21 protein-coding genes and 2 pseudogenes are annotated in these 25106 nt (G+C 65.5%); 8 read left to right on the forward strand and 15 right to left on the reverse strand.

Annotated features, from left to right (window positions below; translation table 11 throughout):
* Positions 1 to 8 precede the first annotated feature (8 nt).
* Positions 9 to 803 carry a gamma-glutamyl-gamma-aminobutyrate hydrolase family protein gene (locus ACVWZ8_RS03515; protein ID WP_426976236.1) on the forward strand — a complete coding sequence of 265 codons (795 nt, stop codon included), beginning with the start codon at positions 9 to 11 and terminating at the stop codon, positions 801 to 803.
* On the opposite strand, the gene ACVWZ8_RS03520 is transcribed toward ACVWZ8_RS03515, so the two are convergent.
* Positions 800 to 1849: a Gfo/Idh/MocA family oxidoreductase gene (locus ACVWZ8_RS03520; protein ID WP_426976235.1), complete on the reverse strand. Its 1050-nt coding sequence runs from the start codon at positions 1847 to 1849 to the stop codon at positions 800 to 802. The genes ACVWZ8_RS03515 and ACVWZ8_RS03520 overlap by 4 nt on opposite strands.
* A gap of 158 nt (positions 1850 to 2007) precedes the next feature.
* Here ACVWZ8_RS03520 and ACVWZ8_RS03525 point away from each other — a divergent pair, with 158 nt between their 5' ends.
* Positions 2008 to 3030, forward strand: a complete 1023-nt coding sequence (locus tag ACVWZ8_RS03525) for a LacI family DNA-binding transcriptional regulator (RefSeq protein WP_456503809.1) — start codon at positions 2008 to 2010, stop codon at positions 3028 to 3030.
* A gap of 29 nt (positions 3031 to 3059) precedes the next feature.
* Here the strand turns inward: ACVWZ8_RS03525 and ACVWZ8_RS03530 are convergent, their stop codons facing one another.
* Positions 3060 to 3833: a TIM barrel protein gene (locus ACVWZ8_RS03530; protein WP_426976233.1), complete on the reverse strand. Its 774-nt coding sequence runs from the start codon at positions 3831 to 3833 to the stop codon at positions 3060 to 3062.
* Positions 3833 to 4942, reverse strand: coding sequence for a Gfo/Idh/MocA family oxidoreductase (locus ACVWZ8_RS03535; RefSeq protein ID WP_456503810.1), 1110 nt, complete (start codon positions 4940 to 4942; stop codon positions 3833 to 3835). Before ACVWZ8_RS03535 ends, ACVWZ8_RS03530 begins: the two co-directional genes overlap by 1 nt.
* Before the next feature lie 142 nt (positions 4943 to 5084).
* Between ACVWZ8_RS03535 and ACVWZ8_RS03540 the strand changes: the two genes are divergently transcribed.
* The gene (locus ACVWZ8_RS03540) at positions 5085 to 6101 is read left to right on the forward strand and encodes a LacI family DNA-binding transcriptional regulator (protein WP_456503811.1); all 1017 of its coding nucleotides are present in this window, start codon (positions 5085 to 5087) and stop codon (positions 6099 to 6101) included.
* Between the two features lie 45 nt (positions 6102 to 6146).
* The gene (locus ACVWZ8_RS03545; protein WP_456503812.1) at positions 6147 to 6272 is read left to right on the forward strand and encodes a hypothetical protein; all 126 of its coding nucleotides are present in this window, start codon (positions 6147 to 6149) and stop codon (positions 6270 to 6272) included.
* Positions 6273 to 6350: 78 nt separating this feature from the next.
* Here ACVWZ8_RS03545 and ACVWZ8_RS03550 read toward each other — a convergent pair whose 3' ends face one another.
* Genes ACVWZ8_RS03550 through ACVWZ8_RS03560 form a run of 3 tightly spaced genes read right to left on the reverse strand, consistent with a single transcriptional unit; the run spans position 6351 to position 9368 of the window.
* Positions 6351 to 7259 (reverse strand): ATP-binding cassette domain-containing protein, encoded by a 909-nt coding sequence (locus ACVWZ8_RS03550; protein ID WP_456503813.1) that lies wholly within the window; start codon positions 7257 to 7259, stop codon positions 6351 to 6353.
* A gap of 12 nt (positions 7260 to 7271) precedes the next feature.
* Complete coding sequence (locus ACVWZ8_RS03555; protein WP_456503814.1) at positions 7272 to 8321, reverse strand: ABC transporter permease; 1050 nt, start codon at positions 8319 to 8321, stop codon at positions 7272 to 7274.
* A gap of 51 nt (positions 8322 to 8372) precedes the next feature.
* Positions 8373 to 9368, reverse strand: coding sequence for a substrate-binding domain-containing protein (locus tag ACVWZ8_RS03560; protein ID WP_426976228.1), 996 nt, complete (start codon positions 9366 to 9368; stop codon positions 8373 to 8375).
* 302 nt (positions 9369 to 9670) lie between these two features.
* Here ACVWZ8_RS03560 and ACVWZ8_RS03565 point away from each other — a divergent pair, with 302 nt between their 5' ends.
* Together ACVWZ8_RS03565 and iolB are read left to right on the forward strand one after the other, a co-directional pair.
* A complete protein-coding gene (locus tag ACVWZ8_RS03565) occupies positions 9671 to 10411 on the forward strand; it encodes a GntR family transcriptional regulator (protein ID WP_456503815.1) in 741 nt (246 codons plus the stop codon).
* Between the two features lie 58 nt (positions 10412 to 10469).
* Positions 10470 to 11375 (forward strand): 5-deoxy-glucuronate isomerase, encoded by a 906-nt coding sequence (gene iolB, locus ACVWZ8_RS03570; RefSeq protein ID WP_456503816.1) that lies wholly within the window; start codon positions 10470 to 10472, stop codon positions 11373 to 11375.
* A gap of 33 nt (positions 11376 to 11408) precedes the next feature.
* Here iolB and ACVWZ8_RS03575 read toward each other — a convergent pair.
* Positions 11409 to 12664, reverse strand: a pseudogene (locus ACVWZ8_RS03575) (MFS transporter).
* A 161-nt stretch (positions 12665 to 12825) separates the two neighbouring features.
* On the opposite strand from ACVWZ8_RS03575, the gene ACVWZ8_RS03580 reads away from it, so the two are divergent.
* Both ACVWZ8_RS03580 and ACVWZ8_RS03585 read left to right on the forward strand, forming a co-directional pair.
* The gene (locus ACVWZ8_RS03580; protein ID WP_426976224.1) at positions 12826 to 13275 is read left to right on the forward strand and encodes a MarR family winged helix-turn-helix transcriptional regulator; all 450 of its coding nucleotides are present in this window, start codon (positions 12826 to 12828) and stop codon (positions 13273 to 13275) included.
* A gap of 292 nt (positions 13276 to 13567) precedes the next feature.
* On the forward strand, positions 13568 to 14674 hold the full coding sequence (locus ACVWZ8_RS03585) for an IS110 family RNA-guided transposase (RefSeq protein ID WP_456503817.1): 1107 nt from the start codon (positions 13568 to 13570) through the stop codon (positions 14672 to 14674).
* Between the two features lie 390 nt (positions 14675 to 15064).
* Here ACVWZ8_RS03585 and ACVWZ8_RS03590 read toward each other — a convergent pair whose 3' ends face one another.
* The 8 genes and pseudogenes from ACVWZ8_RS03590 to iolC form a co-directional block, all read right to left on the reverse strand.
* The gene (locus ACVWZ8_RS03590) at positions 15065 to 16495 is read right to left on the reverse strand and encodes a sugar porter family MFS transporter (protein WP_456503818.1); all 1431 of its coding nucleotides are present in this window, start codon (positions 16493 to 16495) and stop codon (positions 15065 to 15067) included.
* Between the two features lie 31 nt (positions 16496 to 16526).
* Entirely contained in the window at positions 16527 to 17399 is an 873-nt protein-coding gene (locus tag ACVWZ8_RS03595; protein WP_456503819.1) for a sugar phosphate isomerase/epimerase family protein, read from the reverse strand.
* Positions 17400 to 17472: 73 nt separating this feature from the next.
* A complete protein-coding gene (locus ACVWZ8_RS03600; RefSeq protein ID WP_426976221.1) occupies positions 17473 to 18486 on the reverse strand; it encodes a Gfo/Idh/MocA family protein in 1014 nt (337 codons plus the stop codon).
* Positions 18487 to 18527: 41 nt separating this feature from the next.
* Positions 18528 to 19445, reverse strand: a complete 918-nt coding sequence (locus ACVWZ8_RS03605; RefSeq protein ID WP_426976220.1) for a sugar phosphate isomerase/epimerase family protein — start codon at positions 19443 to 19445, stop codon at positions 18528 to 18530.
* Positions 19446 to 19622: 177 nt separating this feature from the next.
* A pseudogene (locus ACVWZ8_RS03610) lies at positions 19623 to 21131 on the reverse strand (CoA-acylating methylmalonate-semialdehyde dehydrogenase); the annotation flags it as partial.
* Between the two features lie 34 nt (positions 21132 to 21165).
* Complete coding sequence (iolD, locus tag ACVWZ8_RS03615) at positions 21166 to 23094, reverse strand: 3D-(3,5/4)-trihydroxycyclohexane-1,2-dione acylhydrolase (decyclizing) (RefSeq protein WP_456503820.1); 1929 nt, start codon at positions 23092 to 23094, stop codon at positions 21166 to 21168.
* Between the two features lie 39 nt (positions 23095 to 23133).
* Positions 23134 to 24084 (reverse strand): Cgl0159 family (beta/alpha)8-fold protein, encoded by a 951-nt coding sequence (locus ACVWZ8_RS03620; RefSeq protein WP_456503821.1) that lies wholly within the window; start codon positions 24082 to 24084, stop codon positions 23134 to 23136.
* Positions 24081 to 25094: a 5-dehydro-2-deoxygluconokinase gene (gene iolC, locus ACVWZ8_RS03625; RefSeq protein ID WP_456503822.1), complete on the reverse strand. Its 1014-nt coding sequence runs from the start codon at positions 25092 to 25094 to the stop codon at positions 24081 to 24083. Before iolC ends, ACVWZ8_RS03620 begins: the two co-directional genes overlap by 4 nt.
* Between the last annotated feature and the right edge of the window lie 12 nt (positions 25095 to 25106).

Consider the following 25106-nt stretch of genomic DNA (forward strand, 5'->3'; position numbering starts at 1 on the left):
AATAAAGCATGCAGACTCCGCCCCTCCCCCGCAGCAGCCGGCCCCGTATCGGCATTCCCATACGGCTCAGCAGCTCCACGGACGCGGATCCGCGGGTGGCGGAGGCCAACGAGCTGTTCGACTACATCGTGGATCTGGTGCGCGACGGCGGCGGCGAACCGGTACTGCTCACCGCACCGGATGAGCCGCTCGAGGAGCTCGACGGCGTCGTCCTTCCGGGCGGCGGCGACCTGGACCCGCGACTCTACGGCGAGGAGCCCGGCGGCGCGTGTTACGACGTCAACCACGCCCAGGATGAGCTGGATCTGGCCGTTGCGCGGCAGTCGATCGACGCGGGGATTCCGGTGCTCGGAATCTGCCGGGGCCACCAGCTGCTCAACGTCCTCTACGGCGGAACGCTGATCCAGGACATGGCGCCCGGCACGGTGGTGCACCACGAACCCGCGCCGGTGCACGGGGCCGGCCCCTGGGCCTGGCACGAGGTCGACGTGCAGGGCGGAACCCAGGTTGCCGGGCTGTACGGCGGCGGGAACAGCAGGGGAGGGAACGGCGGCCCAGGGAACAGCTCCGACGGCGTCACGGTCAAGATTGCCTCCGGCCACCACCAGGCCGTGGCAAGGGTAGCCAAGGGGCTCGTGGTGACAGCCGTGGCCGGGGACGGAACCATCGAGGCGCTGGAGGATCCGGAGCGCTGGGTGGCATCCGTCCAGTGGCATCCCGAGGCCGTGGAGCTGTCCGCCGAGGAGCGGGCGGCGCCCTTCAGGGCCTTTGTCGAAGTGTGCCGGGTCCGGAAGCAGGGCTAGCTGCGGCTCCCGTGGTCCCGGGCTGCCAGGGCAACACTGACCGGCAGCCCTGTTTCGAGTGATTCCTGGGCGGCGTCGGCAACCCGGGAGGCCGCCACCGCGTCCTCCGGTGTGCACGGGTTGTCCCGCTCGCCCAGGATCAGCTCCACGAAGGCCGCCAGTTCGGAGCGGTAGGCCTGGTCGAAGCGCTCTGCGAAGGTCCGGTGGGACTCCCCGGACGGGAACATAACGCCCGTCTCGGCCGATGCAAGGGCGGACTTCTCATCGAGCCCCACGAGGAGCGAGCCGGCCGAGCCCTGGATTTCGAGCCGGACATCATGACCGGCCCCGTTGTAGCGCGAGGCGCTGACGGTGCCCAGCGTGCCGTCGTCGAACGTCACCAGCGCCAGGGCCGTGTCCACGTCGCCCACTTCCCCGATGGCGGGATCGCCGTTGTTGGAGCCCTTGGCGTAGACCTCCACGATTTCGCGGCCGGTCAGCCAGCGCAGGATGTCAAAGTCGTGGACGGAGCAGTCTCGGAACAGCCCGCCGGAGCCCGCCAGGAACTCCACGGGAGGGGGTGTCATGTCGCAGGTGACGGCGCGCAGTGAATGGATCCAGCCCAGTTCACCGGCTTCAAAAGAGCGTTTAGCCTCCAGGTACCCGGCGTCGAAGCGGCGCTGGTGGCCGATCTGCACGGTTCCGCCGTTGTCCCGGATGTAGTCCAGCACCGGCGCGGAGTCCGCAACATTCATGGCCACAGGCTTCTCGCAGAAGACCGGAATGCCGGCGTCCACGCCCGTCCTGATCAGATCCGGATGCGTGCCCGTGCCGGTGGCTATGACCAGCCCGTCCACGCCGGACGCAATCAGCTCCTGCACCGATGGCAGGAACTCGGCGCCGATCCCAGCCGCCACGCTGCGTGCATGGTCCGCAGCAACGTCAGTCAGCTTGAGCCGGACATTGATCCCCTGCGGGTTCAGCACATCGTTCAGAGCGGAAATGTTGTTGGCGTGCATAACGCCAATGCGCCCCACCCCGACCAGACCGAGAGTTACATCCTTCATAGTGTCCTTTACAAAAATACCGAGCCCGGACCCCGGGCAATGAACAGGAAAGCTGGCAATGTTGGAACGCTCCAACATCTGGTTGCTAGAGTATGGGAGATCACCGTTCCGGGTCAAGACTTTGTATTAACAAACTGCCCCAACAGCTGGAGGATGCCGTGTCCGATCCCATGCGAAAGCGCGCCGCCACAATACTCGACGTAGCCGCCGCAGCCGGAGTGTCCAAGTCGGTCGTTTCGCTGGTGCTGCGCGGCACCGGGTATGTCAGTGAAGCCAAAAGAGCAGCGGTGGAGCGGGCCGTGATTGAGCTCGGCTATCGGCCAAACGCCGCCGCCCGGGCACTCAGCGAGTCCCGGAGCCGGACCGTGGGAGTAGTCCTCAATGACATGCGGAATCCCTGGTTTGTCAGCGCGGTGGAAGGACTCAACGGCCGGTTCAACGAACACGGCCTGCAGATGGTCATGGGAGACTTCCGGCTGGACAGCCGCAGCGGTGAGTCCCTGCTGAAGAAACTGCTCGAAATGAACATCGAGGGACTGGTTCTGGTGGGGACCATGCCGGACAGTCCGGGGCTGACCGCTGCCGCCGCACAGGTACCAACCGTGGCCCTGGGCGCGCCGTCAGGCCCCGGCCCGAACGTGACAGTCGTGACCAACGACGACGACGCCGGCGCCCGCCTCGCGGTGGCACACCTGGTGTCTCTGGGCCACAGGAATATTGCATATGTTGGGGCACCGGCCACCGCAGTCGGGGCCGCCCGGCAGCGCGGCTACGCAGCGGAGATGGCGGCCGCCGGCCTTGCGGATTTCATCCGGACAATGCCCGGGGATCTCACGGAAGAAGCCGGCTACAGCGCCGGCCTGGAATTGCTGAGCGGTGCGGACAGGCCAACGGCGGTCTTCGCGGTCAACGACATGGCGGCCCTGGGAGTCATGTCAGCGGCGGAGGAACGCGGGCTCTCCGTGCCCGCTGATCTCTCCGTTGCCGGTTACGACAACACTCCGCTGGCCAGGCTTCGCAGGATCAGCCTGACGTCCGTGGACACGGCAAGCTTCGCTGCCGGCCAGCGCGCAGCGGAGCTGCTGATTGTGAGGCTGGAATCGGGCGCCGCACTTCCTCGCGACGAACTACTGCCGCCCGTGCTGGAGGTCCGGGGCAGCACAGCCGCCCCGGACAGGTGATCCGGCAGCTTCAGCCCCCAGACAGGAATTCAGCGCTGAAGAGTGAACGCATCGCGAAATGCGGCCAGGGCGTCGTCGCTGTCGTTACTCGCCCAGGCTTCCATGCCCACGGTCCCGTCATAGCCCGCATCGGCCAGTGCGCCGGCGATGGCTCTGTAGTTGATCTCCCCTGTGCCGGGTTCGCAGCGGCCCGGCACATCTGCCACCTGGATTTCACCGATGTGTGGCAGGGCCGATTGGACCAGCCCGATCAGATTCCCCTCGCCCAGCTGCGCATGGTAGAGATCCAGCATCAGCTTGACGTTCGGGTGCCCGGCGGCCTCCACGAGCGCCAGGGTGTCCTTGGCCCGCGCCAGCGGAATCCCGGGATGATCAAGAATGGTGTTGAGATTCTCGAGGCAGAATGTCACCCCATACTTCTCGCCGAGGTCCCCCAGCCGTTGCAGAGTGCGAAGTCCAGTGGTCCACATCCTGCCCGTTGAGCGGAAGACAGGGCGGGCGGCTGCGCCATCCACCAGTTCCGCCGAATGCACCACCATCCGGCTGATGCCCAGTTCCAGAGCCGTAGGGATGAGCTCCGCGGCTGTCCGGACCACGTCATCGGCCGTCGCCGGGTCAACTACGCTGCCGGCGGTGTAGCCGGTCATCGAGGAGAACACCGCCCCGGTTGCCTTAAGCGCCGCGAGGTCCTTGCTGCGCGAGTCCCAGAGTTCGACGTCGAATCCGGCGTTGTGGATGCGCCGGACCCGTTCGATGAACGGCAGCTCCGTGAACACCATTTCGGCGCAGACCGCGAGCCGCATCAGTTGCCGGCCTTCGTCGCTGCCTTCAGAAGAGCTCCGGGCAGAGCCACAGGCGCACCGAGTTTGACCGACTCGATGCAGGCCAGCGCCATCGCCAGAGCCCGGCGGGCGTCGGCGGCACCCGGGGTCAGCGTGAACCCGGCCTGCGGCGCCGTCCCGCCGTCGCGCCATGCCCGGACATTGTCAGCAAAGTCGGCCAGTTCATCAGTGTAGGCCTGGCGAAAAAGTTCGACATTCAGCCGCGGTGTGTCGGCGGAAACACCGTCCGCGGTGTACCGGCGGGCCGAGGACGCGGTGCTCTGCCCCGCCTGGACCATGCCCTTGGACCCGAACACCTCGCCTCGGACGTCGTAGCCGTAGAGCGCACTGAAGTTCGCCTCCGCGACTGCCAGCGCACCGTTGCTGTAGCGGATGGTCACAACGGCGGTGTCCAGTAATCCGTGTTCCTTGAAATCTGGCTCCACCAGGGCATCGGCCACGGCGTAGACTTCCACCGGCTCGGCGCCCTCGTTGAACCAGTTCAGGGTGTCGAAGTCATGGATCAGCGTTTCCAGGAAGATGGTCCACGCGGGGATCCGGGCAGCGTTGCCGATGCTGCCCGTGCCGGGATCCCGGGTCAGGGAGCGCAGGAGCTGTGGCTGCCCGGCCACACCGGCGGCAAGGTCGCGCTTCGCGGCAGCAAAATCAGGGGCGTAACGGCGGTTGAAGCCGATCTGGAAGTGCACCCCGGCCTTGTCCACCTCTGCCAGGGCCGCATCAAGTTCGGCAAGCGTCAGCCCGGCCGGCTTTTCACAGAAGATATGCTTACCGGCGCGGGCCGCCTGGGTGATCAGTGCGGAATGGAAACGGGCCGGGCTGGCGATGATGACGCCGTCGATCTCCGGATCGGCCAGCAAGTCTGCAGCATCGGCTGTCACCTTGGCGACGCCCAGCCGGCCGGCCAGCTCGGCGGCGGCGTCCAGCGCTGGGTCAGCGATGGCCTCAAGGACGGCTCCGGGAATGCGCCGGACAATGCTTTCCCCGTGGAATGCCCCCATCCAGCCGGCGCCGATAAGTCCCAGCCGGATGCCTCGTGCGGGTGTCCCTGCCTGGTTTTCAATGTAGGCCATGGGCCCGTCCTTTCCTCGTGCTGAAATCTTCTAGATCGATCTAGAAGATGTGCTGCTAATGAGTTTTGCACAGCATCGGCAGAAAATCTAGATCGATCTAGTAGACTGGGGCCAGTACTTTCCGGACGACTCAGGAGACCCCATGACAGCGAGCCCCCGCCCCACCATGGCGGACGTCGCGGCGGCCGCTGGGGTCTCAAGGGCGCTGGTTTCGATCGTGATCCGTGGGGCGGCCGGCGCCAGCCTGGCCACGCGAGAGAGGGTCCTCAATACCGCCCGGGAACTCGGCTACCGTCCGGATACGCGGGCCAGGCTTCTGCGCAGCACCCGTTCCCGCCTGCTTGGCGTGGTTTTCAACGTGACCGAGCCCTACCATGCCGAGCTCGTTGAGTTACTTTACGAGGCCGGTGAGGCTGCCGGCTACGGCGTGACCCTGAGCGCGGCAGGTCCGCGGCGCAGCGAGCAGCGGGCCGTTGAATCCCTGCTGGACCTTGGCACCGAGGCCCTGGTCCTGATCGCCCCCTCGACGCCGGCGGCAGGGCTTGCGCAGCTGCCACTTCCGGTGATTTCCATGCTCCGCCCGGTTCGCGGCGACGCGGCCGGCAGTGTCTCCAGCGACGAGGATGCGGGAATCAGGCTCGCGATGGAGCACCTTCGCGGGCTGGGGCACTCCCGGATATCCCATATCGATGGCGGCACCGCGATCGGTTCTGCGGCCCGCCGCCGGTCCTACCTCGGCTATATGGCCGATGCCGGGCTCGCGGGGCATGCCTCGGTCTTCACGGGCGGCCCCAGTGAGGCGGATGGGTCCCGGGCCGCCCGCGAGCTGCTCGACGCGGCCGGACGGCCCGGCGGCGCCGCACGGCCCAGCGCCGTCGTCGTCTTCAACGACCGCTGCGCCCTGGGCGTGTTGGATGTTTTCGGCAAGGCCGGGCTAAGCGTCCCGCGGGACATCTCCGTGGTGGGTTACGACAACTCCCGGCTGGCGCGGCTTGAGCACATCAACCTGACCTCGATCGGCCAAAATGGTCCGGAGCTGGCCGCGGCGGCCGTCCGTGCGGCCGTCGCCCGGCTGGGCGGCGGCACGGCCGAACACGTGCTGGTGCCTCCGTTCCTGGAAATCGGCGGCACCACCGCGGCCCCTGCCGGCTCGTCGTAGCGAAGCTCCCTGCCGTGCGGAAGGCGGACGCTGAATCCGCCCGGCATGTTGAACAGCCCAGCGGTACCCACCAAGGCCGCCGTCGTCGGCGTGAAGTTGTGCAGGTTCGTGTTCCGGCCGGATTCGGTCGGCACCCATGATTCCGGCGCCAATGACACCTACCCTGATTGACAAGTGCCCGTCCGATCTTCGGTCAAAGGAAAACCCCCGGCTGGTGGTGGGCCATCAGCCGGGGATTCTGCGGGATTCTTAGCCGGGCTGTTGGCCGGTGGTTCCGGCCAACTCGGCCTCTACCTCCTTGACGACCTCGCCGTGGCCGCCGAGCTCTTCGAGCTCGTGGGCGAGTTCTGCCAGTTCGGCGCCGCCGGCCATCTGCGCCGTCAGTTCTTCGATGGTGATGTCCTTTTTCTCGTAGTAGCCGATCGATTTGCCGCGCTTGAGCAGCAGGAACCGGTCACCGACAGGGAAGGCATGGTGCGGGTTGTGCGTGATGAAGACGACGCCGAGCCCGCGGTCGCGGGCCTGCAGGATGTAACGGAGCACCACGCCGGACTGCTTCACGCCAAGAGCGGCCGTCGGTTCGTCCAGAATCAGGACCTTCGCCCCGAAGTGCACGGCACGGGCGATTGCCACACACTGGCGCTCACCGCCGGACAGCTGGCCAATCGGCTGTTCGACATCGCGCAGGTCTATGCCCATGTCGGCCAGTTCCTTTTTGGTGATGTCCTTCATCGTCTGGACATCCATGCGCTTGAACGGCCCCCAGCCAACAGTGATTTCCGAGCCAAGGAAGAAATTGCGCCAGATCGGCATCAGGGGGACCACTGCAAGGTCCTGGTAAACCGTGGCAATGCCGGAATCCAGCGCCTCGCGGGGGCTGCTGAGTTTCCGCTCCTCGCCCAGGATCTTGAAGACGCCTTCATCATGCTGGTGCAGGCCGGCAATGATCTTGATCAGTGTGGACTTGCCGGCACCGTTGTCGCCCAGGACGCAGGTCACCCGGCCGTTGTCCACCGCCAGGGTCACATCGCTCAGCGCGATGATGTTGCCGTAATGCTTGCCCACCTGATCCAGGGAGAGCAGGTGAACGGGTGTGTGGGTCAGCGGGTCTTTTTCATCCTTGAGCAGCGTTTGCTGGTCTATCTGTTTGGAGTTCATGGGTTCAGCCCCTTACTTGAGTTCTGCGCGGCGCTTGACGATCAGGTTCACTATGGTGGCCAGCAGCAGCATCAGGCCCAGGAAGAACTTGAACCAGTCCGGGTTCCACTGGGCGTACACAATGCCCTTATTGGCCATACCGAAGATGAAGGCGCCGATCGCCCCGCCCACCGCCGAGCCGTAGCCGCCGGTGAGCAGGCAGCCACCGATAACGGCAGCGATGATGTAGAGGAATTCGTTGCCTACGCCTTCACCGGACTGCACGGCATCGAAGGCGAACAGGTTGTGCATGCCCAGGATCCAGCCGCAGAAACCAACGGCCATAAACAGGCCGATCTTGGTCTTGGTGACCGGAACCCCCACAGCGCGGGCAGCATTGGCATCGCCGCCCGAGGCGAAGATCCAGTTCCCCACTTTGGTCCGGAGCAGTACCCACGAGGCCACGGCCACCAGGACGATCCAGATGAAGACGGTGTTCTTGACCTCGACGCCGCCGATGTTGACCGCGGACGAGAAAATGGCCTGCGCCGATTTGAAGCCGTCCATGGTGGAAATCGAAGGGGAGGAGACCGAGCCGCCGATGAGCCGTGTCAGGCCCAGGTTCAGGCCCGTCAGCATCAGGAAACTTGCCAGCGTCACAATGAAGCTGGGCAGTTTGGTCTTGATCAGGATCCAGCCGTTGATGAAGCCGATCGACAGCGAGACCGCCAGGGCCAGCAGCACCCCCACCCAGACGTTGGTGGTGAAGTACCAGCTGAACAGGGACGCTGTCAGCGCCGAGCTGATGACGGCAACACCGGTGGAGAGGTCGAACTCGCCGCCGATCATCAGCAGTGAAACACCTACCGCCATGATGCCGATGGTGGAACTGCCGTAGAGCACGGTGGCGAAGGCGTTCGGCTGGATGAAGGTCTGCGAAACAATGGCGAAAAAGACGAACAGAACGATCGCGCCAACGAGCGCGCCGACTTCGGGGCGGCCCAGGAGTTTCTGGAGCGGGTTGCGCGTTCCCACGCGTTCATCGCCGGCCAGGGGCTTAGTGAGAGTTTGGGTCATGGTCATTCTCCTTAGCGCCTGGCCCGGGACACGCCCGGGCCAGGCTGAAAAAACTGCTTAGCGAACGCCCTGCTGGGCGAACTTGAGAGCGTCTGTTGCCGCTGCCTTGTCAACAATGGTGGGTCCGGTCAGAACGGGCTGCCCGCCGCCGATTTTGAACCCACCGCGCTTGGTCTGCCAGATGGCATCAACGGCACTGTAGCCCTGGAGCCACGGCTGCTGGTCCACGGTGAAGATGACCTCGCCGCCCACGATCTTCTGCGCCAGTTCGGCGTTCATATCGAAGGAGGCAACCTTCGCCTTGCTGTTGGCGGAGGTGACGGCCTTGAGGATGGTCAGCGTGAAGGGGGCGCCCAGGCCGATGATGGCATCGGCGTCGGCTGTCGCCTGCAGTTTGGCCGTCACGGTGGAGGAAACCTGGGTCATATCGGTTCCGGTCACATACAGGATTTCCGTGGCGGGCACCTTTTCCTTGACGCCGGCGCACCGGGCTTCCAGACCCACGTGGCCCTGTTCCTGGATCACGCAGATGGGATGTTTGAGGCCCAGTGAGGCGAGCTTCTCGCCCACAGCGGCACCTGCCAGTTTTTCATTGGATCCGAAGTGCGTGAATGCGCCCAGCTGTGCGGACACGGACTCGCCGGCGTTGAGGCTGACGACAGGAATTCCTGCGTCCGTTGCCTTCTTCAGTGCGTCCTTGAGCGCGTCCGGCTTTGCCAGTGTGACGGCAATGCCGTCAACCTTCTGGTCCACCGCCTGCTGGATCAGCTGGGCCTGGCGCCCGCCTTCCGGGTCCGAGGTGTACAGGAGTTCAACATTGTCCTTGGCCGCTGCCTCTTCGGCCCCCTTGCGGACGATGTCCCAGAAGGTATCCCCGGCGGCCGCGTGGGTAATCAGGGCCACTTTGATACGTGGGGTAGTGACTGCCTGGCCACCGCCTCCGCCATTTCCGGTGTCAGCCGGCTTGCCGCCGGTGCTGGAACAGGCGCTCAGCGCCATCATGGGCACAACCGCAGCTATCAGTGCGGCCTTTCGCCAAGCGAACTTCGTCACGATAATCTCCTTTGATTTCGGCCTACGCCTGGTGCCACATTGCATCAGTTCGTATTCCGTCTACACCGATCTTCGTGACTCTGCTCACAGATGTCAATAGTTTGTCCTGACATGAGGATGTTTTTACCTAATCAGGCCGGAGAGAATCTCAAGACCGAGACCAGAGGCACGGAGGCAGGGCCTTTGATGCACTGTCTGGCCCTGCTATTATCTGTAAAAGGCAGTATGTCCTATCAAGCGAACATGCACCTGACATACGGGCACCCTGGACGCAGGAACCCACTGCACCAAGGGAGAGCTCAATGGCGAATCAACTTAATCTCAGTATTGATCGCTCTTCCCCCGTGCCCCTCTATCACCAGGTGGTGCAGGGCATTGAAGCTGCCATCCACACCGGGATCCTGGCACCCGGCAGCCGGCTGGAGAATGAAATCGACCTTGCCGCCCAGCTCAACCTTTCCCGGCCCACCATGCGCAAAGCCATGGATGAACTGGTCCGCTCGGGACTGCTGGTCCGCAAACGCGGGGTGGGCACCCAGGTGGTTTCCAGCCAGGTCCGCCGCCCGCTGGAGCTTTCCAGCCTTTTTGACGATCTCAGCAACAATGGCAGCAACCCCACCACCGAGGTGCTGAGCTTTTCCCATATTGAGGCTGATGCCCCCACCCGGGAAGCCCTGCATCTGCCGGCGGGGGCCAGGGTCTACCACTTCACCCGACTCCGGAAGGTGGGAGGCAAACCGTTGGCCCTGATGGAGAACTGGGTCCGTGATGACATCACCACCATTGACGAAGCCCTGCTGGGATCCCAGGGCCTCTACGGCATCCTGCGCAACGGCGGAGTCAACTTCCGGCTGGCCTCCCAGCGCATTGGAGCCATGGTGGCCGACGACTATCAGGCCCCCCTGCTCGAAACAGAGCCGGGCTCAGCGCTGGTGACCATGGAGCGCACCGCAGTGGATGACACAGGGCGCATGGTGGAGACCGGGCATCACGTCTACCGCGCGGATTCCTACAGTTTTGAGATGACGCTGGTCCAACGATGAGCGCCAGCGCTAGTCGCCACGGCAAAGCGCTGAACACACCGACCGAAAGAGTAAATCCATGGCCGACTGGGTATATCCGCTGGGAACTGCAGCCGAAGGCTGCTGGGACGTTTCGCTGGGGACGGCAGACTCCACGCTCGAGGTGGAAGGGTGGGCACACACGGGGCTGAAGGTGGCCACACTGGCCCCCGGGGCCGCCGTCGAACTCCCCGCAACCGGCGAGGAACGGATAGTGATCCCGCTCAGCGGAGCCTTCGAGGCGACAGTTGATGGCCAGGAGTTCCCGCTCGCGGGCCGGGCCAGTGTGTTCAGCGGCCCCACCGATGTGCTCTACTCCGGCACGGGCAAGGCCGTCACCGTCAGCTCGTCCGACGGCGGGAGGGTGGCAATTGCCACCGCTCCGGCAAAGGTTTCGTACCCCACGCGGCTGGTCACCGCCGCGGAGACCCCCGTTGAATTGCGCGGCGCCGGGAACTGCTCCCGCCAGGTCCACAACTTCGGAACACCAGCTGCTCTCGAGGCCGACCGGTTCATCGTGTGCGAGGTGCTCACTCCGGCCGGAAACTGGTCCTCCTATCCGCCGCATAAGCACGACGAGGAAAAAGACGGCGAGACCCGCCTGGAGGAGATCTACTACTTCGAAACCCGGGTGACCAGCTTGGCAGGCCCCGCTGCGGGCCCCGCGCCGGACGCGGATGCCATCGGATACCAGCGGGTCTATGCCTCCGACGAACGCCCCATCGACGTCTCGGTCGAGGTGCGCACCGGTGACGTTGTCCTGGTCCCCTACGGCTGGCACGGACCGGCAATGGCCGCACCCGGCTACGACATGTACTACCTCAACGTCATGGCCGGGCCCGGCCGTGTCCGCGACTGGCTTATCAGCGACGACCCGCACCACGGCTGGGTCCGGCAGACCTGGGCGGGACAGGACGTGGACCCCCGGCTGCCGTTCGCCGGGTAGGGTCCTAGTCCCGAGGCAGTCCGAACGCAGAAGTCAGGCCGGCTGCAGTTCGGTGCTGTCCTGCTGGCTGTCAGCCGTGGCGGCGTCGGTGGGTCGGGGACCTTCGGTGCGTCCGGCGTCGTTCCGCTTGGCATGAGCGGCTGCGAACGCCATCACGCCAATGCCCAGCAGGGTGATGCCTGCACCTGCCCAGATCGGCGAGGTGTAGCCGAGGCCGGCGGTGATGGTCACGCCGCCCAGCCAGGCGCCGAGTGCGTTGCCCACGTTGAAGGCGCCGATGTTGGCGCCGGAGGCGAGGGTGGGCGCGCTGTTGGCGTACTTCATGACGCGCATCTGTAGCCCCGGAACGGTGGCGAAGCCGAAGCCGCCCAGCAGCACCATGGACGCGATGGTCATCGGCTGGCTGCTGGAGGTCAGCGCGAAGACCACGGGCACCGCCACGAGGGCGGCGAGAGCCACCAGCAGGGTGCGGTCCACATTCTTGTCCGCGGCCTTGCCGCCGACAGTGTTGCCGATGAAGAGTCCGACGCCGAACAGGATCAGCAGCCACGGCACGGTGGACGCGGCGAATCCGGTGACCTCGGTGAGCGTAAAGGCGATGTAGGTGAAGGCGCCGAACATGCCGCCGTAGCCGAGGATGGTGACGAGGATGGAGAGCCAGACCTGGCCGGACCGGAAGGCGCGGAGTTCCCCGCGGAGGCCTCTTGAGGCAGAACCCGCGGCAGAACCGCCGGCGTCCGCGGACCCCGTTTTGGGGACCATTGCCAGGATGCCCACCAGCGCAAGGACGCCGATGCCCGTGATCGCCCAGAAGGTGGACCGCCAGCCTGCGGCCTGGCCCAGCATGGTGCCGAACGGAACGCCCAGGACGTTGGCCGCCGTCAGCCGGTGAACATGATGGCGATGGCGCCGGCCTTTTTGGTGGGGGCCACCATACTGGCGGCAACCACGGCGCCGATGCCGAAGAAGGCGCCGTGCGCGAGCGCCGCGATGATGCGGCCGAGCATCATCAGCCCATAGTCGGGCGCGATGGCGGAGACCAGGTTGCCGACAATGAACAGCACCATCAGTAGGGCCAGCACGGGCTTGCGCTCGAAGCGCGTCACGGCGGCAGTCAGGAGCAGTGCACCCACGACGACGGCGAGCGCGTAGCCGGAGATGAGCCAGCCCGCCGTAGCCTCGCTGACCTGGAAGTCTGCGGCCACCTCGGGCAGCAGGCCCATGATGACGAACTCGGTGAGTCCGATCCCGAACCCGCCGAGGGCGAGTGCTATCAGGCCAATAGGCATGGAAGAGCTCCTTCAAAACTGTACGGAAAGTAATACGAGGCGTAAGCTATTAGTTGCAGACGCGTTATTTATTGTTGCACAAGCAGATACAGCGCGCAAGCAACTATTATGTGGAGTGTCCGCCTTTCGCGGCGGAGCAGGCTGATTGAAGGGAACAACAGATGGGCATCAAGGACGACGCCGTCGAAGTCCGGGCGCAAGGCTGGCGGACGCTGGCGGCCTTGCACGGGCTGATCGAGTCGGAGCTGGAGCGCTCGCTGCAGGCGGAGGCTCAGTTGTCAGTGGTGGAATACACCGTGCTGGATGCGCTGAGCCGCCAGGACGGCTGGCACATGCGGATGCAGCAGCTGGCCCGCGCCACGGCGCTGAGCGCCAGCGCCACCACGCGGCTGGTCAACCGGCTCGAGGACCGCGGCCTGCTGACCCGGATCCTGTGCGCTGACGACCGCCGCGGGATCTACACCGAGCTCACGCCCAGCGGAATCAAGCTGCTGGAAGAGGTCCGCCCCATCCACGACGCCACGCTGGAGCGCGCCCTGGCCGAGGCCCAGGAGGTGCCGGAACTGGCGCCGCTGGTGGACGCGCTCCCCCGGCTGCACGCCGGCGTCTAGACGATATGAAATGAGGGGTGGCAGGTCCTGGCCCCTCCGGGATCAGCCATTATCGCCGGGGCGGTCCCGCTGCGCCGGCTGGGGTGTAATCCGTGCCTCTGTGTGGTGGGCGGCGCTGCGGGGCCTGATCCCGGCGGTGATGTCCTTTATCCCGGACGGGCCAGGTAACGGCAAGAGGCCGGGGCCTTCTGTTTCACAGGGTCCGTGGGTTGCCATTGGCGGCTCCCTTGGCCTGACGGCTCGTCGGGGGTGCAATGGTAGTGCCACATGTGAGGTTTGGGAGGTCCCGGCTATGTTTGAGCATACTTTCATTGGTCTGGATGTTCACGCGGTCAACGTCGTGGGCCATGCGCTGAATCCGGCCACCGGGGAAATCACCGCCCACACCATGGTCGCTGACCCGGCCATGGTGCTGGAGTGGGTCCGGCGGTTCGAGCCGTCCGTCAAGGCCGTCTACGAATCGGGCCCGACCGGGTTCGTCCTGGCCCGCTACCTGCGGGCCGCGGGCATCAACTGCGTGATCACGGCGTCCTCGAAGCTGCTCCGCGCCCCTGGGGACCGGATTAAAACCGACCGGCGCGACGCCCGGGTGTTGGCCGAGATGCTCGCGGTCGGCTCGGTCACCGAGGTGCGGATCCCGGACCCGGAGGAAGAAGCCCTGCGGGACCTGTCCCGGCTGCGCTCCGGCACGGCCAAGGACCTCGCGCACGCCCGCCAGCACGTGAACGCCATCCTGCTGCGCCACGGCATCCGCTACCCCAAAGACGCAAGATGGACGAAAGAACACGGGCTGTGGCTGCACCGCCAACGCTTTGACGAACCGCCGCTGCAGTTCACCTACGAAGCCGATGTCGAGCAGGCCGAACTCCTCGCCGGGCAACTGGCACGGATCGACAAGCACGTCGCCGCCACGGCCGCTGCCTGCCGCTACGGCCCGGTGATTGACGCGTTGATGTGTCTGCGCGGCATCCAGATCACGACCGGGTTCGGGCTGGCCGTGGAGATCGGGGATTGGACCCGCTTCACCGGCTCGTCCATCGGCTCCTATCTCGGGCTGGTCCCCAGCGAGGAATCCTCCGGCCAATCCCGGCACCAGGGACCGATCACCAAGGCCGGAAACACCTATGCCCGCAAACTCCTCATCGAAGCCGCCTGGCAGCACCGGCGCCCCTACGCCCGGCCCGGGGAACGGCTGCTGCGCCAACTCGATCTCGTCGCCCCGGCCACCCGCATCCGCGCCCTGGAAGGAAACCACAGGCTCCACCACAAGTGGGAACACTTCGATGAACGGCACAAAATGTCAGTCAAGGCCAACACCGCGATCGCCCGCGAACTCGCGGGCTGGTGCTGGTCACTGGCCGCCCCGCTCCAGCAAGGAGAACGCATGAACGCGGCCTGACCCGAACGTGCCCCCGGGACGTGGTGCAAGTGCGATGGCAGCACACGGAGCTAACTCGAGACCGCGCTATGAGCAGACGGGTCAAACCGTCGACGCCGGATACTAGACACCGATACGCTCCAGCCGAACAAATCGTCATGCGGTAACCAACCCCGCGAATATCAGCCTGACACTGCAGTCGAGAAAAGACTCGCCAACACCTGTCACCACAATCGGCCGGCACACGATGAGCGGCCCCCGGAACCACAAAGCCAGGAGCCGCTCACCTCTGCCTCTTGACAACCGGGCCTACATATCAGCGCAGCAGCGCATTCCGGAAGGACATCAAAAAGGCTCCCGGCCGACTGACCGGGAGCCCTTCCCCGCACTTACCGTGCCGGCGGACTCCGCCTAAGCTGCGGTCCTGACTCCGGCCGCTTCCTTGAAATGGTGTTCCAACTCTTCAAGGCTCTTGCCCTTGGTTTCGGGAACCACCCGCTTGACCCAGACGATGGCACCGGCCTGGAGAACAACAAAGATCATGAACGTTGCGGAGATGCCGATCCACGAAACCATCTGAGGGAAGAAGAACCCGATCAGGAAGTTGATCATCCAGAGCACAAACACGCAGATCCCCATGGCCACGCCACGCACGTGGAGCGGGAAGATTTCGGACATGGTCAGCCACGTCACCGTGCCGATGCAGGCCTGCATGGAAGCCAGGAACGTCACCATAAAGAGCAGCACCAGGTAAGCGCGAAGGAGCCCTTCCGGGACGGCAAGGGAAATGATGGCAATGGCGAGCAGTGAGGTCGCGGTGCCGCTCAGGCCGAAGATGAGCATGGACTTGCGGGCAATTCTGGTCATCAGGTACATGCCCACAATGACGGCCACTACGGAGGTGATGCCATTGAGTACATTCGCCAGCAGCGCCCCCTGATCGCCGAATCCGGACGAGGACAGAATCGTGGTGCCGTAGTACATGATGGCGTTGACGCCGCTGATCTGATTGATCACGGCCATGCCCAGCCCCACCACAAAGATCCGGCGGATCCATGGGACTGTCAGATCCTTGACTGTTCCCAGTTTCGACTTGTAGTCCTCGCGGGCAGCCTGCCGTACTTCGTCGAACTCGTTCGAGATGTCACCCGCTGCGCGAGTGCTGCGCAGAACAGCCATGACCTCGCCGAACCGGCCTGCCGCGGCCAGCCAGCGGGGGCTCTCCGGCAGCACCAGCATTCCGAACCACAGGATAACGGCAGGCAACGTGGCGATGACGAGCATCCAGCGCCACACGTGCATCGACTCCGGGAAGGCATTTCCCAGCACTGCGTTGAAGGTAAAGGCCAGGAACTGGCCCGTGACAATCATGAGCTCGTTCTGCGTGACGATCCGCCCGCGTTGGGCAGCCGGTGACATTTCGGCCAGATAGACCGGGACAATGACGGACGCCCCGCCGACCGCCAGACCCAGCAAGGTACGGGCTGCAATGAGCCACTCCGTACTTGGCGCGAATGAACAGGCAATGGTGGCCACGGCAAAGATCAGAGCGAGGCCCATGATGGTCTTGCGGCGGCCGAACCGGTCAGACAGCCGGCCGGAACCGATGGCGCCGAAAGCCGCCCCGAACAGGAGAGTCGATGTGACCAGCCCTTCAGTGAGCGGCGTCAGGCCCAGATCGCGCTGCATGAACGGCAAGGCACCGTTGATGACGCCGGTGTCGTAGCCGAACAGCAGCCCACCAAAGGTGGAGAAGAGCGCCACGCGGCGCATGAATTTCTTGGGGTTCGCCGCGGTTTTTTGGGCCGGAGCCGCGGTCTCCAGGAGGGGTAAATTCGTCATGGTTCCTTTAGGGGGTTGAAGAGCTCAGCCGCTATTGGACGCTTGAGACGTATTCCTTGATGGTGTTCAGCTGGAACCGGGATACCTCCCGGGCGTTGTCGTCCTCGGCAAAAACGCTGGAGACCATGACCGAGTCGTCCCGGTCAAGGAACCCGTTTTCCGACAGGCACCCGAAGAACTCGTCCCAGTCCACGTCGCCGTCCCCGAGCCTCAAGTGCTGGTGTACGCGCACGGCGTTGCCTGGCGGATTGGTGATGTAGCGGAGGCCATGGGAGGCATGGTGGTTCAGGGTGTCGGATACGTGGACCACACGAAGCCGGTCCCCGGCCGCCTGCATGATCGCCTCCGGGTCATCCTGCATGTGGAACGTGTGCGAGGCCACGTAGACCATGCCGATGTTCGGCGAGTTGACGCCTCGTATCACGCGCAGGGCGGCCACGCCCTGCTCTACAAAGTCGTCCGGGTGCGGGTCGATGGCCACGTGCAGGTCCTCGCGCTCGATGATCGGCAGCAGCTCCTCCATGGACCGGTAAAAGGCCCGCTCGGATTCCTCCGCCCTCTCAGGGCGGCCGTTGAACTCGGTGTTAATCTGCCGGACACCCAGGTCCACGGTGATCTGGATGGCTCGCTTCCAGTAGCGGACCGCGGCTTCGCGGGCGTCCTCGTCCGGGCCGGACCAGCGCAGCACCGGCAGCACGGAGGCGATCTCAATGCCTGCATCAGTGCACGCATTTTTGAGCTGGCGGACGAGGACGTCGTCCGCCTTGGGGTGGTTGAAGAACGGGATGAAGTCCGGATGCGGCGTCAGCTGCATGTACTTGAACCCGAGGTCGGCCACCAACTGTGGGAACTCCAGCAGGCTGTGGCTGTGGTGGAACGGCGTGGGGTCGAGCGCAATTTTCACGGTGGTCACTCCATTGTGGTCAGGCGGGCAATCGCGGGAGGGGCGGAATCGCTTCCGCCCCTCCCGATATTCCTTAGCGGTACAGGGCCGGCTTGGCGTTCAGGACTACTGCAACCTTCTGGCCGTTCTTCTGCGCCTCGACACCGGCTTCGCAGCAGGCGGCGGTGGCGTAGCCGTCCCAGGCGGTGGGGCCGCCGATTTCGCCGCGGCGTGCAGCGTCCACCCACGACTGGATTTCGACGTCGTACGCCGCGCCGAAGCGCTCCTCGAAGCCGGGGGTGACGGTGCCGCCCCAGCGGCCGGCGCTGCGGGTGTAGGGTCCCTTGTCCCCGCCGATGCTGACGATGCCGTCTTCGAACGAGGCCTGGGTGCCGACTTCGTAGCCGAACTTGGCGTTGACGTAGATCTCGACGTCGGCAAGGACGCCGGACTCGGTCTCGATCAGGACGTGCTGCGGGTCGTGCTGGCCGGCCGGGGCGTTCCTGGTGGCCTTGCCCAGGCGGACCTGGACGCTGGTGATTTCCTCGCCCGTGAAGAAGCGGATCGCGTCGAATTCGTGGACCACTGAATCGTTGATCAGCATCTCGTTGGTGAAGCCGGCCGGCGTGCTGGGGTTGCGGTGCTGGTGGTGCAACATGAGCAGCTCGCCGAGTTCGGAGTCGCGGATGATTTTGCCCAGGGCGGCGTATTCGGCGTCGAAGCGGCGCATGAAGCCCACCTGGATGCGCTGGTGGCCCAGCTGTTCCTCTGCCTGGACGATCTTCCAGGCCGTTTCTGCATCCGGAGTCAGCGGCTTTTCGCACAGGATAGGGATGTCTTTGGCGATTGCCTTGAGCAGGATGTCTTCGTGCAGGAAGCCCGGGGTGGCGATCAGCACAGCATTGACGTCGCCGTTGTTGAGCGCTTCCTCAGCGTCGGCCAGGGCGACGGCGCCCGGAATGCCTTCGATGGCTGCCTGGGCGCGGGCAAGGTCGACGTCGACGACGGCGGCGACTTCAGCGCCGTGGATGCGCTTGTTGAGGCGCTGGATGTGGTCGGCGCCCATGCGGCCTGCACCGATGACGGCGACGCGGAGTGATTCAGTCATTGTTCTGTCCTTCGATGTTTGGAGGTTCTCGGGGTGCTTGGTCAGCGGACCGCGGTGCGGGAGCCGCAGGAGAGCAGGTAATTGCGGGTGCGCTTGGCGATCGGCATGGGGACGTCGAACGCTACGGGGTACATGTCCTGTTCCACGATGCCAAAGATCGGCCGGTCCAGCGCCTCGACGGCTTCGATGACGGCGCGCAGGTCCGGCAGTCCGTTCGGCGGTTCGGTCATGACGCCGGCCAGGTTTGCAGCGGCCCAGGTCATGTTCTCCTCGTTGACCTTTTTGAGGATGTCCGGGTTGATCTGCTTGAGGTGCAGGTACCCGATCCGGTCGGGGTAGTTCTTGATCAGCTCCAGGCTGGAGGCGCCGCAGTATTCGGCGTGGCCGGTGTCCAGGCAGAGGTTGAGGTACTTCGAGTCTGTGGCGGCGAGTAGGGTCTCGATGTCCTCTTGCGCTCCGACGTGCGAATCCGCGTGGGAGTGGAACTGCTGCTTCAGGCCGAAGTCCTCCAGCAGGGTCTTGCCGAGGCGGTTGTGGCCGGCGAAAAGGTCGTTCCACGCCTGACCGGTGAGCTCGCCGCTTTCCACGGCCTCGCCGGTGACGTCATCGCGCCACATGGCAGGGATGACCACGATGTGCTCGCCGCCCATTGCCGCCGTGAGCTCCGCAACCTTGCGGGCCGGCTCCCAGGCGGTCTCCCACTGGTCCAGACCGCGGTGGAACGCCGTGAAAACCGTTCCCGCGGTGACCTTCAGGTCGCGGGCCTTGAGCTCCTCGGCCAGCCGGGTGGGATCGTTCGGCAGGTAGCCGTACGGGCCGAGTTCGATCCATTTGTAGCCGGATTCGGCCACTTCGTCGAGGAACCGCTCCCACGGGGTCTGCTTCGGGTCATCAGCGAACCAGACGCCCCAGGAGTCCGGCGCGGTGCCGATGATCAGCTTGTTCTCTACTTCAGTCATGACAGCGTTGTCTTTCTCTTGCGAGCTTGGGTGGTCGGTGGTCGGTGGTTAGTCGCGCCGCCCGCGGCCTTCGGTGTCGTCATCGGCGCGTCCCGGAACCGCGTCCTCTCCGTGACGCAACTCGTAAGGGAGGCCCTCGGCGATGCCGTCGTGGCGCACCGCGTGGCTGTCGTCGGCGTGGGACGGGAAGTTGTAGGAGGCGCCGGAGGCGTGGGTGGGGTCGGGCCAGCGTGAGGTGACCACCTTGCCGCGGGTGTAGAAGGAGACGCCTTCGGGTCCGTAGATGTGCTTGTCGCCGAAGAGGGAGGCCTTCCAGCCGCCGAAGGAGTGGTACGCCACCGGGACGGGCAGCGGCACGTTGATGCCGATCATGCCCACGGTGACGGAGCGCTGGAACTTGCGGGCGTGGGCGCCGGAGGAGGTGAAGATGGCGGTGCCGTTGCCGTACGGGTTGGCGTTGATCAGGGCGATCCCGGCATCCAGGTCCTCGACGCGGACCACCACGAGGACGGGTCCGAAGATTTCCTCGGTGTAGGCGGTCATCCCGGTCGTGACGTGGTCCACGACGGTGGGGCCGACCCAGAAGCCGTCCTCGTGGCCGGGGACGACGAGGTCGCGGCCGTCCACGACCATGGCGGCGCCGGCGGCTTCGGCTTCGGAGACGATCTTCACGATGCGGTCCCTGGAGGCCGGGGTGATGACCGGGCCCATTTCGGCGCCGGGGGCGGTGCCGTTGTCGACCTCGACGGCCAGGGCGCGCTCCTCGACCTTCTTGACCAGCAGGTCGGCGGCGTCGCCGACGGCGACGGCCACCGAGATGGCCATGCAGCGTTCGCCGGCAGAACCGAAGGCGGCGGCGGCCAGGTGGTCCGCGGCGCTGTCGAGATCGGCGTCGGGCATGATGATCGCGTGGTTCTTCGCCCCGCCGAGGGCCTGGACGCGCTTGCCGTGCGCCGTGGCGGTCTCGTGCACGTACTTGGCGATCGGGGTGGAGCCGACGAAGGAGATGCCGTCCACGTCCGGGTGGGTCAGCAGACCCTCCACCGTTTCCTTGTCGCCATGCAGGACCTGGAAGACGCCGTCGGGCAGGCCTGCCTGCTTCCACAGCTTTGCCAGCAGCATGGAGGCGGACGGATCGCGCTCGGAGGGCTTGAGGATGAAGGCGTTGCCCGTGGCGATGGCCATCGGCGCCATCCACAGCGGCACCATGACCGGGAAGTTGAACGGGGTGATGCCCGCAACGACGCCCAGCGGTTCGCGGAACGAGAAGACATCAATCCCGGTGGAGACCTGGTCCGAGTAGTCACCCTTGAGCAGCTGCGGAATGCCGCAGGCGAACTCGATGACCTCGAGGCCGCGGCCGATCTCGCCCTTGGCATCGGAGAGCACCTTGCCGTGCTCGGCCGTGATCAGCTCGGCCAGCTCGTCAATATGCGCTGCAACGAGCTCACGGAACTTGAAGAGCACGCCGGTGCGCTTGGCCAGGGAGACATCGCCCCAGCTGGCCGCAGCTGCCTTGGCGGCCGCAACGGTGGCGTCCAGGTCCGCCCGGTTGGCCAGCCGCAGCTCTGCGGAGACGGCGCCGGTGGCGGGGTTGTAGACGGGCTGGGTGCGGTCGCCCTCGCCTGCAGTCTCAGCGCCGTTGATGAAGTGGTGGATGGTTTTAGTGGTGGTCGTCGTCGACATAATAATGGACTTCCTTAGTCTGTTACTGAAGGGGTCAGCCCAGCAGCTTGCGCTGGCGGTTCTTGTGGTCGGTGTAGGTCTTGAAGGCTTGCTGGGTGGATTGGAGCTCGGAGACCTGGGAGACCGGAACGTCCCACCAGGACTCGGAGCCGGGGGCATCCAGCAGCGGATCGGATTCGACGTGGATGACGATCGGGCCGCCCTTTTCCGGCGCAGCCTTGGCGTCGCGGATGGCCTGTTCGAGCTCGGCGATGACCTTCTCCCCCGGTTCGATCCGGATCACCTTCACGCCGAGGCTTTCGGCATTCAGGGCGAGGTCCACGGGGAGCCTCTCGCCTTCGTCGAAGCTGTGATGCTCCTCATCCAGGGCGCGGTACTGGGTCCCGAAGCGCTGGGAGCCCAGGGACTCGGAGAGCGAGCCGATGGACGCGTAGCCGTGGTTCTGGATCAGGACCACGATCAGCTTGATCCGTTCGGCGACGGCAGTGACGAGCTCGGTGTGCATCATCAGGTAGGAGCCATCCCCCACCATGACGACGACGTCGCGCTGCTTGCCGCCCGCCGCGGCTTCGGCCAGCGCCGCGCGCTTCACGCCCAGACCGCCGGGGATTTCGTAACCCATGCAGGAGTAGGCATATTCGACGTGGTAGCCGAAGGGGTCCCGGACGCGCCACATCTTGTGCAGGTCACCGGGGAGGGATCCGGCGGCGCAGATGACGACGTCCTGGGAGTCCATGGCCCGGTGGGTGGCACCGATGATCTCGTTCTGGGCCGGCAGCGGGGTGAAGCGGGTGTCGAAGGCTTCGTCCACGGTGGCGATCCAGCGGGTCTTTTCGGTTGCGATTTGCTGTTCCAGGTCCGCGCTGATGCGGTAGCCGCCGAGGGCCTGGTTCAGCTTGACCAGGGCCTTGCGGGCGTCGGCGACGATCGGCAGGGACGTGCCGTGCTTGTAGGCATCGATCGGCGCGACGTTGATGTTGATGAACTTCACGTCCGGGTTCTGGAACGCGGTCCGGGATGCGGTGGTGAAGTCCTCGTAGCGCGTGCCGATGCCGATGATCAGGTCCGCCTCGGCAGCGATGGCGTTGGCCGCCGTCGTGCCGGTGGAGCCGATGGCGCCGAGGGAGAACGGGTGGTCCCAGGGCAGGACGCCGACGCCGGCCTGGGTGTTGCCCACCGGGATGCCGGTCAGCTCCACGAACCTGGCGAGTTCTTCGTTGGCGTAGGCATAGAGCACGCCGCCGCCGGCGATGATGAGCGGGCGCTTGGCGGCACGGATGGCCTCGGCGGCACGGTGGATGTCCTCGTCGTCGGCGTCCGGGCGGCGGATCCGCCATTCGCGTTCGGCGAGGAATTCCTCGGGCACGTCGAAGGCCTCGGCCTGGACGTCCTGGGGCAGCGAGATGGTGACGGCGCCGGTCTCGGCCGGGTCCGTCAGCACGCGCAGCCCGTGGTGGAACGCGGAGAACAGCTGCTCCGGGCGGGAGACCCGGTCGAAGAACTTGGACAGCGGCCGGAAGGCGTCGTTGACGGTGATGTCGTAGGCATCCGGGCGTTCCAGCTGCTGCAGCACGGGGTCGGCGGCGCGGGTGGCGAACGTGTCGCTGGGGAGCAGCAGCACCGGCAGCCGGTTGGTGGTGGCCAGCGCCGCACCGGTGAGCAGGTTGGTCGAACCCGGGCCGATCGAGGTGCTGATCGCGAAGGTCTGCCGGCGCCGGGTGTGGCGGGCGTAGCCGACGGCCTGGTGGACCTGGGCCTGCTCGTTCCGGCCCTGGTAGTACGGCATGATCGTCGGATCGAGGTGCTGGTACTGCTTGAGGGCCTGGCCGACGCCGGCGACGTTGCCGTGGCCGAAGATCCCGAAGGCGCCCGGGATAAGCCGCTCGCGGTAGTCCTGGCCGCCGATCGTGTCAACGGTGTACTGCTTGGACAGGTATTCGACGACGGCCTGGGCGACCGTCATTCTGCGTGTTCCTGATGCAGTTCTCATTCCCATGGGTAGTTACTCCGATGCTTCTGCGGTGCGGTTAAGGAGGGAGGCTGCGGTTGCCACGGCGCCGGCGACGTCGCCGTCCTGCGGATACAGGAGGGTCCGGCCCACGGTGAGGCCCTGGACACCGGGGAGGGCCAAAGCGGCTTCCCAGCTGGCGAAGACCTCGTCCTGGGTGCTGTCCGGGTCCCCGCCCAGCAGCACGGTCGGCATGGTGGTGGCCGCCATGACGCGCTCCATGTCGGCCACCACCGGCAGCTTCATCCAGGTGTAGGCGCTCGTGGAGCCAAGGCCTTCGGCGATGGCGATGGACTTGATCACGGCGTTGGTGGAGAGGTCGTTGCGGACCTTGCCGTGTTCACGGACGGAGAGGAAGGGCTCCACCATGGCGATCAGCTTTCGCTCGGCAAGCGAATCGATGGCCTTCGCTGTGGCTTCGAGCGTGGACACCGTGTCCGGGTCCCCGAGGCAGATACGGGTGAGCATCTTGCCGCCGTCGGCGCCCAGCGCTTCCAACGCGGCGGCCGTGTGGCCGGTGAAGCGGTCATCGAACTCGTTGACCAGGCCGGAGAGCCCGCCGCGGTTCATCGAACCGAAGACCAGCTTCCCGTCGAGCGCACCCAGCAGGAGGAGATCGTCCATGATGTCCGGAGAGGCCAGGATGCCGTCAACGAGCGGATTGGCCAGCGCAATCTGGAGACGGTCCAACAGTTGACGGCGGTCCGCCATGGCCACGGGATCGTTTCCCACGGCGAGGGCGCCGCGGGCCGGGTGGTCGGCGGCAACAATGAAGTTCTGCCGGCCGTACTTGGGGCCGGGATGGCGGCGGCGGGCCTTCGCCGCCCGCGCGATTGCGTCCGGATCCTCCAGGCGGATGGTGCTCAGGTGCGCGTAGCGGCGGGGATCGTCGTCCACCGTGGTGGTTGACGGTGTCGTTGTTGAGGAGGCGGGGTCGCGAGTCACAGTGCTGCTCCTTCGGGGGCATAGTGGCCGGGAAGAAACTGGCCCGGAGCCATACGGCCGCGCTCGGCCAGCAGCGAGGTGACCTCTTCCGGCGTCGGCATGGCATCGGCGCAGGACAGACGGGACGCCACAATGGCGCCTGCCGCGTTGGCGAAATCCAGGACCTCGGCCAGCGGCCAGCCGGACAGCAGGCCGTGGCAGAAGGCTCCGCCGAAGGAATCGCCGGCGCCCAGGCCGTTGACGGTCTCCACCGGGACGGGGGCGGATACAACACGCTCGGTGCGGGTCTTGGCCATCACGCCTTCGGGGCCGAGTTTGACGACGGCGATTTCCACGCCGGCGGCCAGGAGTCGGTCTGCCTGCTCGTCGGGGGTGCCTTCGCCGACAGCGACCGCGCACTCTTTGTCATTCCCGATAGCGACGGTGACATGCGGGAGGATCTTGGCAACCTGGGCGCGGGCTTCCTCTTCGGAGGCCCAGAACATGGGGCGGTAGTCGAGGTCCAGGATGGTGTACTGCCCCTGCTTCAGGCCGGTGCGGGGCCGCGCTTCATGGGCCTTGAGGTGCGCCTCGCGGCTCGGCTCCTGGCACAGGCCGGTCACGGTGGACCAGAAGATTCCGGCGACCCGGATAGCCTCGAGGTCCAGTTCTTCGGCCTTGATCTGCAGATCCGGCGCGGTGGGGAAACGGTAGAAGTAGAGCGGGAAGTCTTCCGGCGGCTTGATCGCGCAGAAGGTGACCGGAGTGGGCCATTCCTGCACCGCGGTGACGAAGGAATCGTCCACGCTGAACTTACGCAGTTCGCGGTGCAGATAGTTGCCGAAAGGGTCATCGCCGGTGCGGGTGATCACTCCGGTCCGGCGGCCATGCCGGGCAGCGGCAACAGCCACATTGGACGGGGATCCCCCCAGGTACTTTCCGAAGGACGTGACATCCTCCAGATCCACCCCGATGTCATTCGGGTAGATATCAACGCTGATGCGCCCGATCGTGAGCAGTTCGTGGGTCACGGTGATCGTGGA

The sequence above is a fragment of the Arthrobacter sp. UYCu723 genome (assembly GCF_054059215.1).

Coding starts and splice junctions, on each gene's coding strand:
- ACVWZ8_RS03520 (WP_426976235.1), bottom strand. CDS start 1,849: ATGAAGGATGTAACTCTCGGTCTGGTCGGGGTGGGGCGCATTGGCGTT.
- ACVWZ8_RS03540 (WP_456503811.1), top strand. CDS start 5,085: ATGACAGCGAGCCCCCGCCCCACCATGGCGGACGTCGCGGCGGCCGCT.
- ACVWZ8_RS03555 (WP_456503814.1), bottom strand. CDS start 8,321: ATGACCATGACCCAAACTCTCACTAAGCCCCTGGCCGGCGATGAACGC.
- ACVWZ8_RS03580 (WP_426976224.1), top strand. CDS start 12,826: ATGGGCATCAAGGACGACGCCGTCGAAGTCCGGGCGCAAGGCTGGCGG.
- ACVWZ8_RS03605 (WP_426976220.1), bottom strand. CDS start 19,445: ATGACTGAAGTAGAGAACAAGCTGATCATCGGCACCGCGCCGGACTCC.
- ACVWZ8_RS03590 (WP_456503818.1), bottom strand. CDS start 16,495: ATGACGAATTTACCCCTCCTGGAGACCGCGGCTCCGGCCCAAAAAACC.
- ACVWZ8_RS03535 (WP_456503810.1), bottom strand. CDS start 4,942: ATGGCCTACATTGAAAACCAGGCAGGGACACCCGCACGAGGCATCCGG.
- ACVWZ8_RS03515 (WP_426976236.1), top strand. CDS start 9: ATGCAGACTCCGCCCCTCCCCCGCAGCAGCCGGCCCCGTATCGGCATT.
- ACVWZ8_RS03600 (WP_426976221.1), bottom strand. CDS start 18,486: ATGACTGAATCACTCCGCGTCGCCGTCATCGGTGCAGGCCGCATGGGC.
- ACVWZ8_RS03585 (WP_456503817.1), top strand. CDS start 13,568: ATGTTTGAGCATACTTTCATTGGTCTGGATGTTCACGCGGTCAACGTC.
- iolD (WP_456503820.1), bottom strand. CDS start 23,094: ATGACGGTCGCCCAGGCCGTCGTCGAATACCTGTCCAAGCAGTACACC.
- ACVWZ8_RS03565 (WP_456503815.1), top strand. CDS start 9,671: ATGGCGAATCAACTTAATCTCAGTATTGATCGCTCTTCCCCCGTGCCC.
- ACVWZ8_RS03530 (WP_426976233.1), bottom strand. CDS start 3,833: ATGCGGCTCGCGGTCTGCGCCGAAATGGTGTTCACGGAGCTGCCGTTC.
- ACVWZ8_RS03545 (WP_456503812.1), top strand. CDS start 6,147: ATGTTGAACAGCCCAGCGGTACCCACCAAGGCCGCCGTCGTCGGCGTG.
- ACVWZ8_RS03550 (WP_456503813.1), bottom strand. CDS start 7,259: ATGAACTCCAAACAGATAGACCAGCAAACGCTGCTCAAGGATGAAAAA.
- iolB (WP_456503816.1), top strand. CDS start 10,470: ATGGCCGACTGGGTATATCCGCTGGGAACTGCAGCCGAAGGCTGCTGG.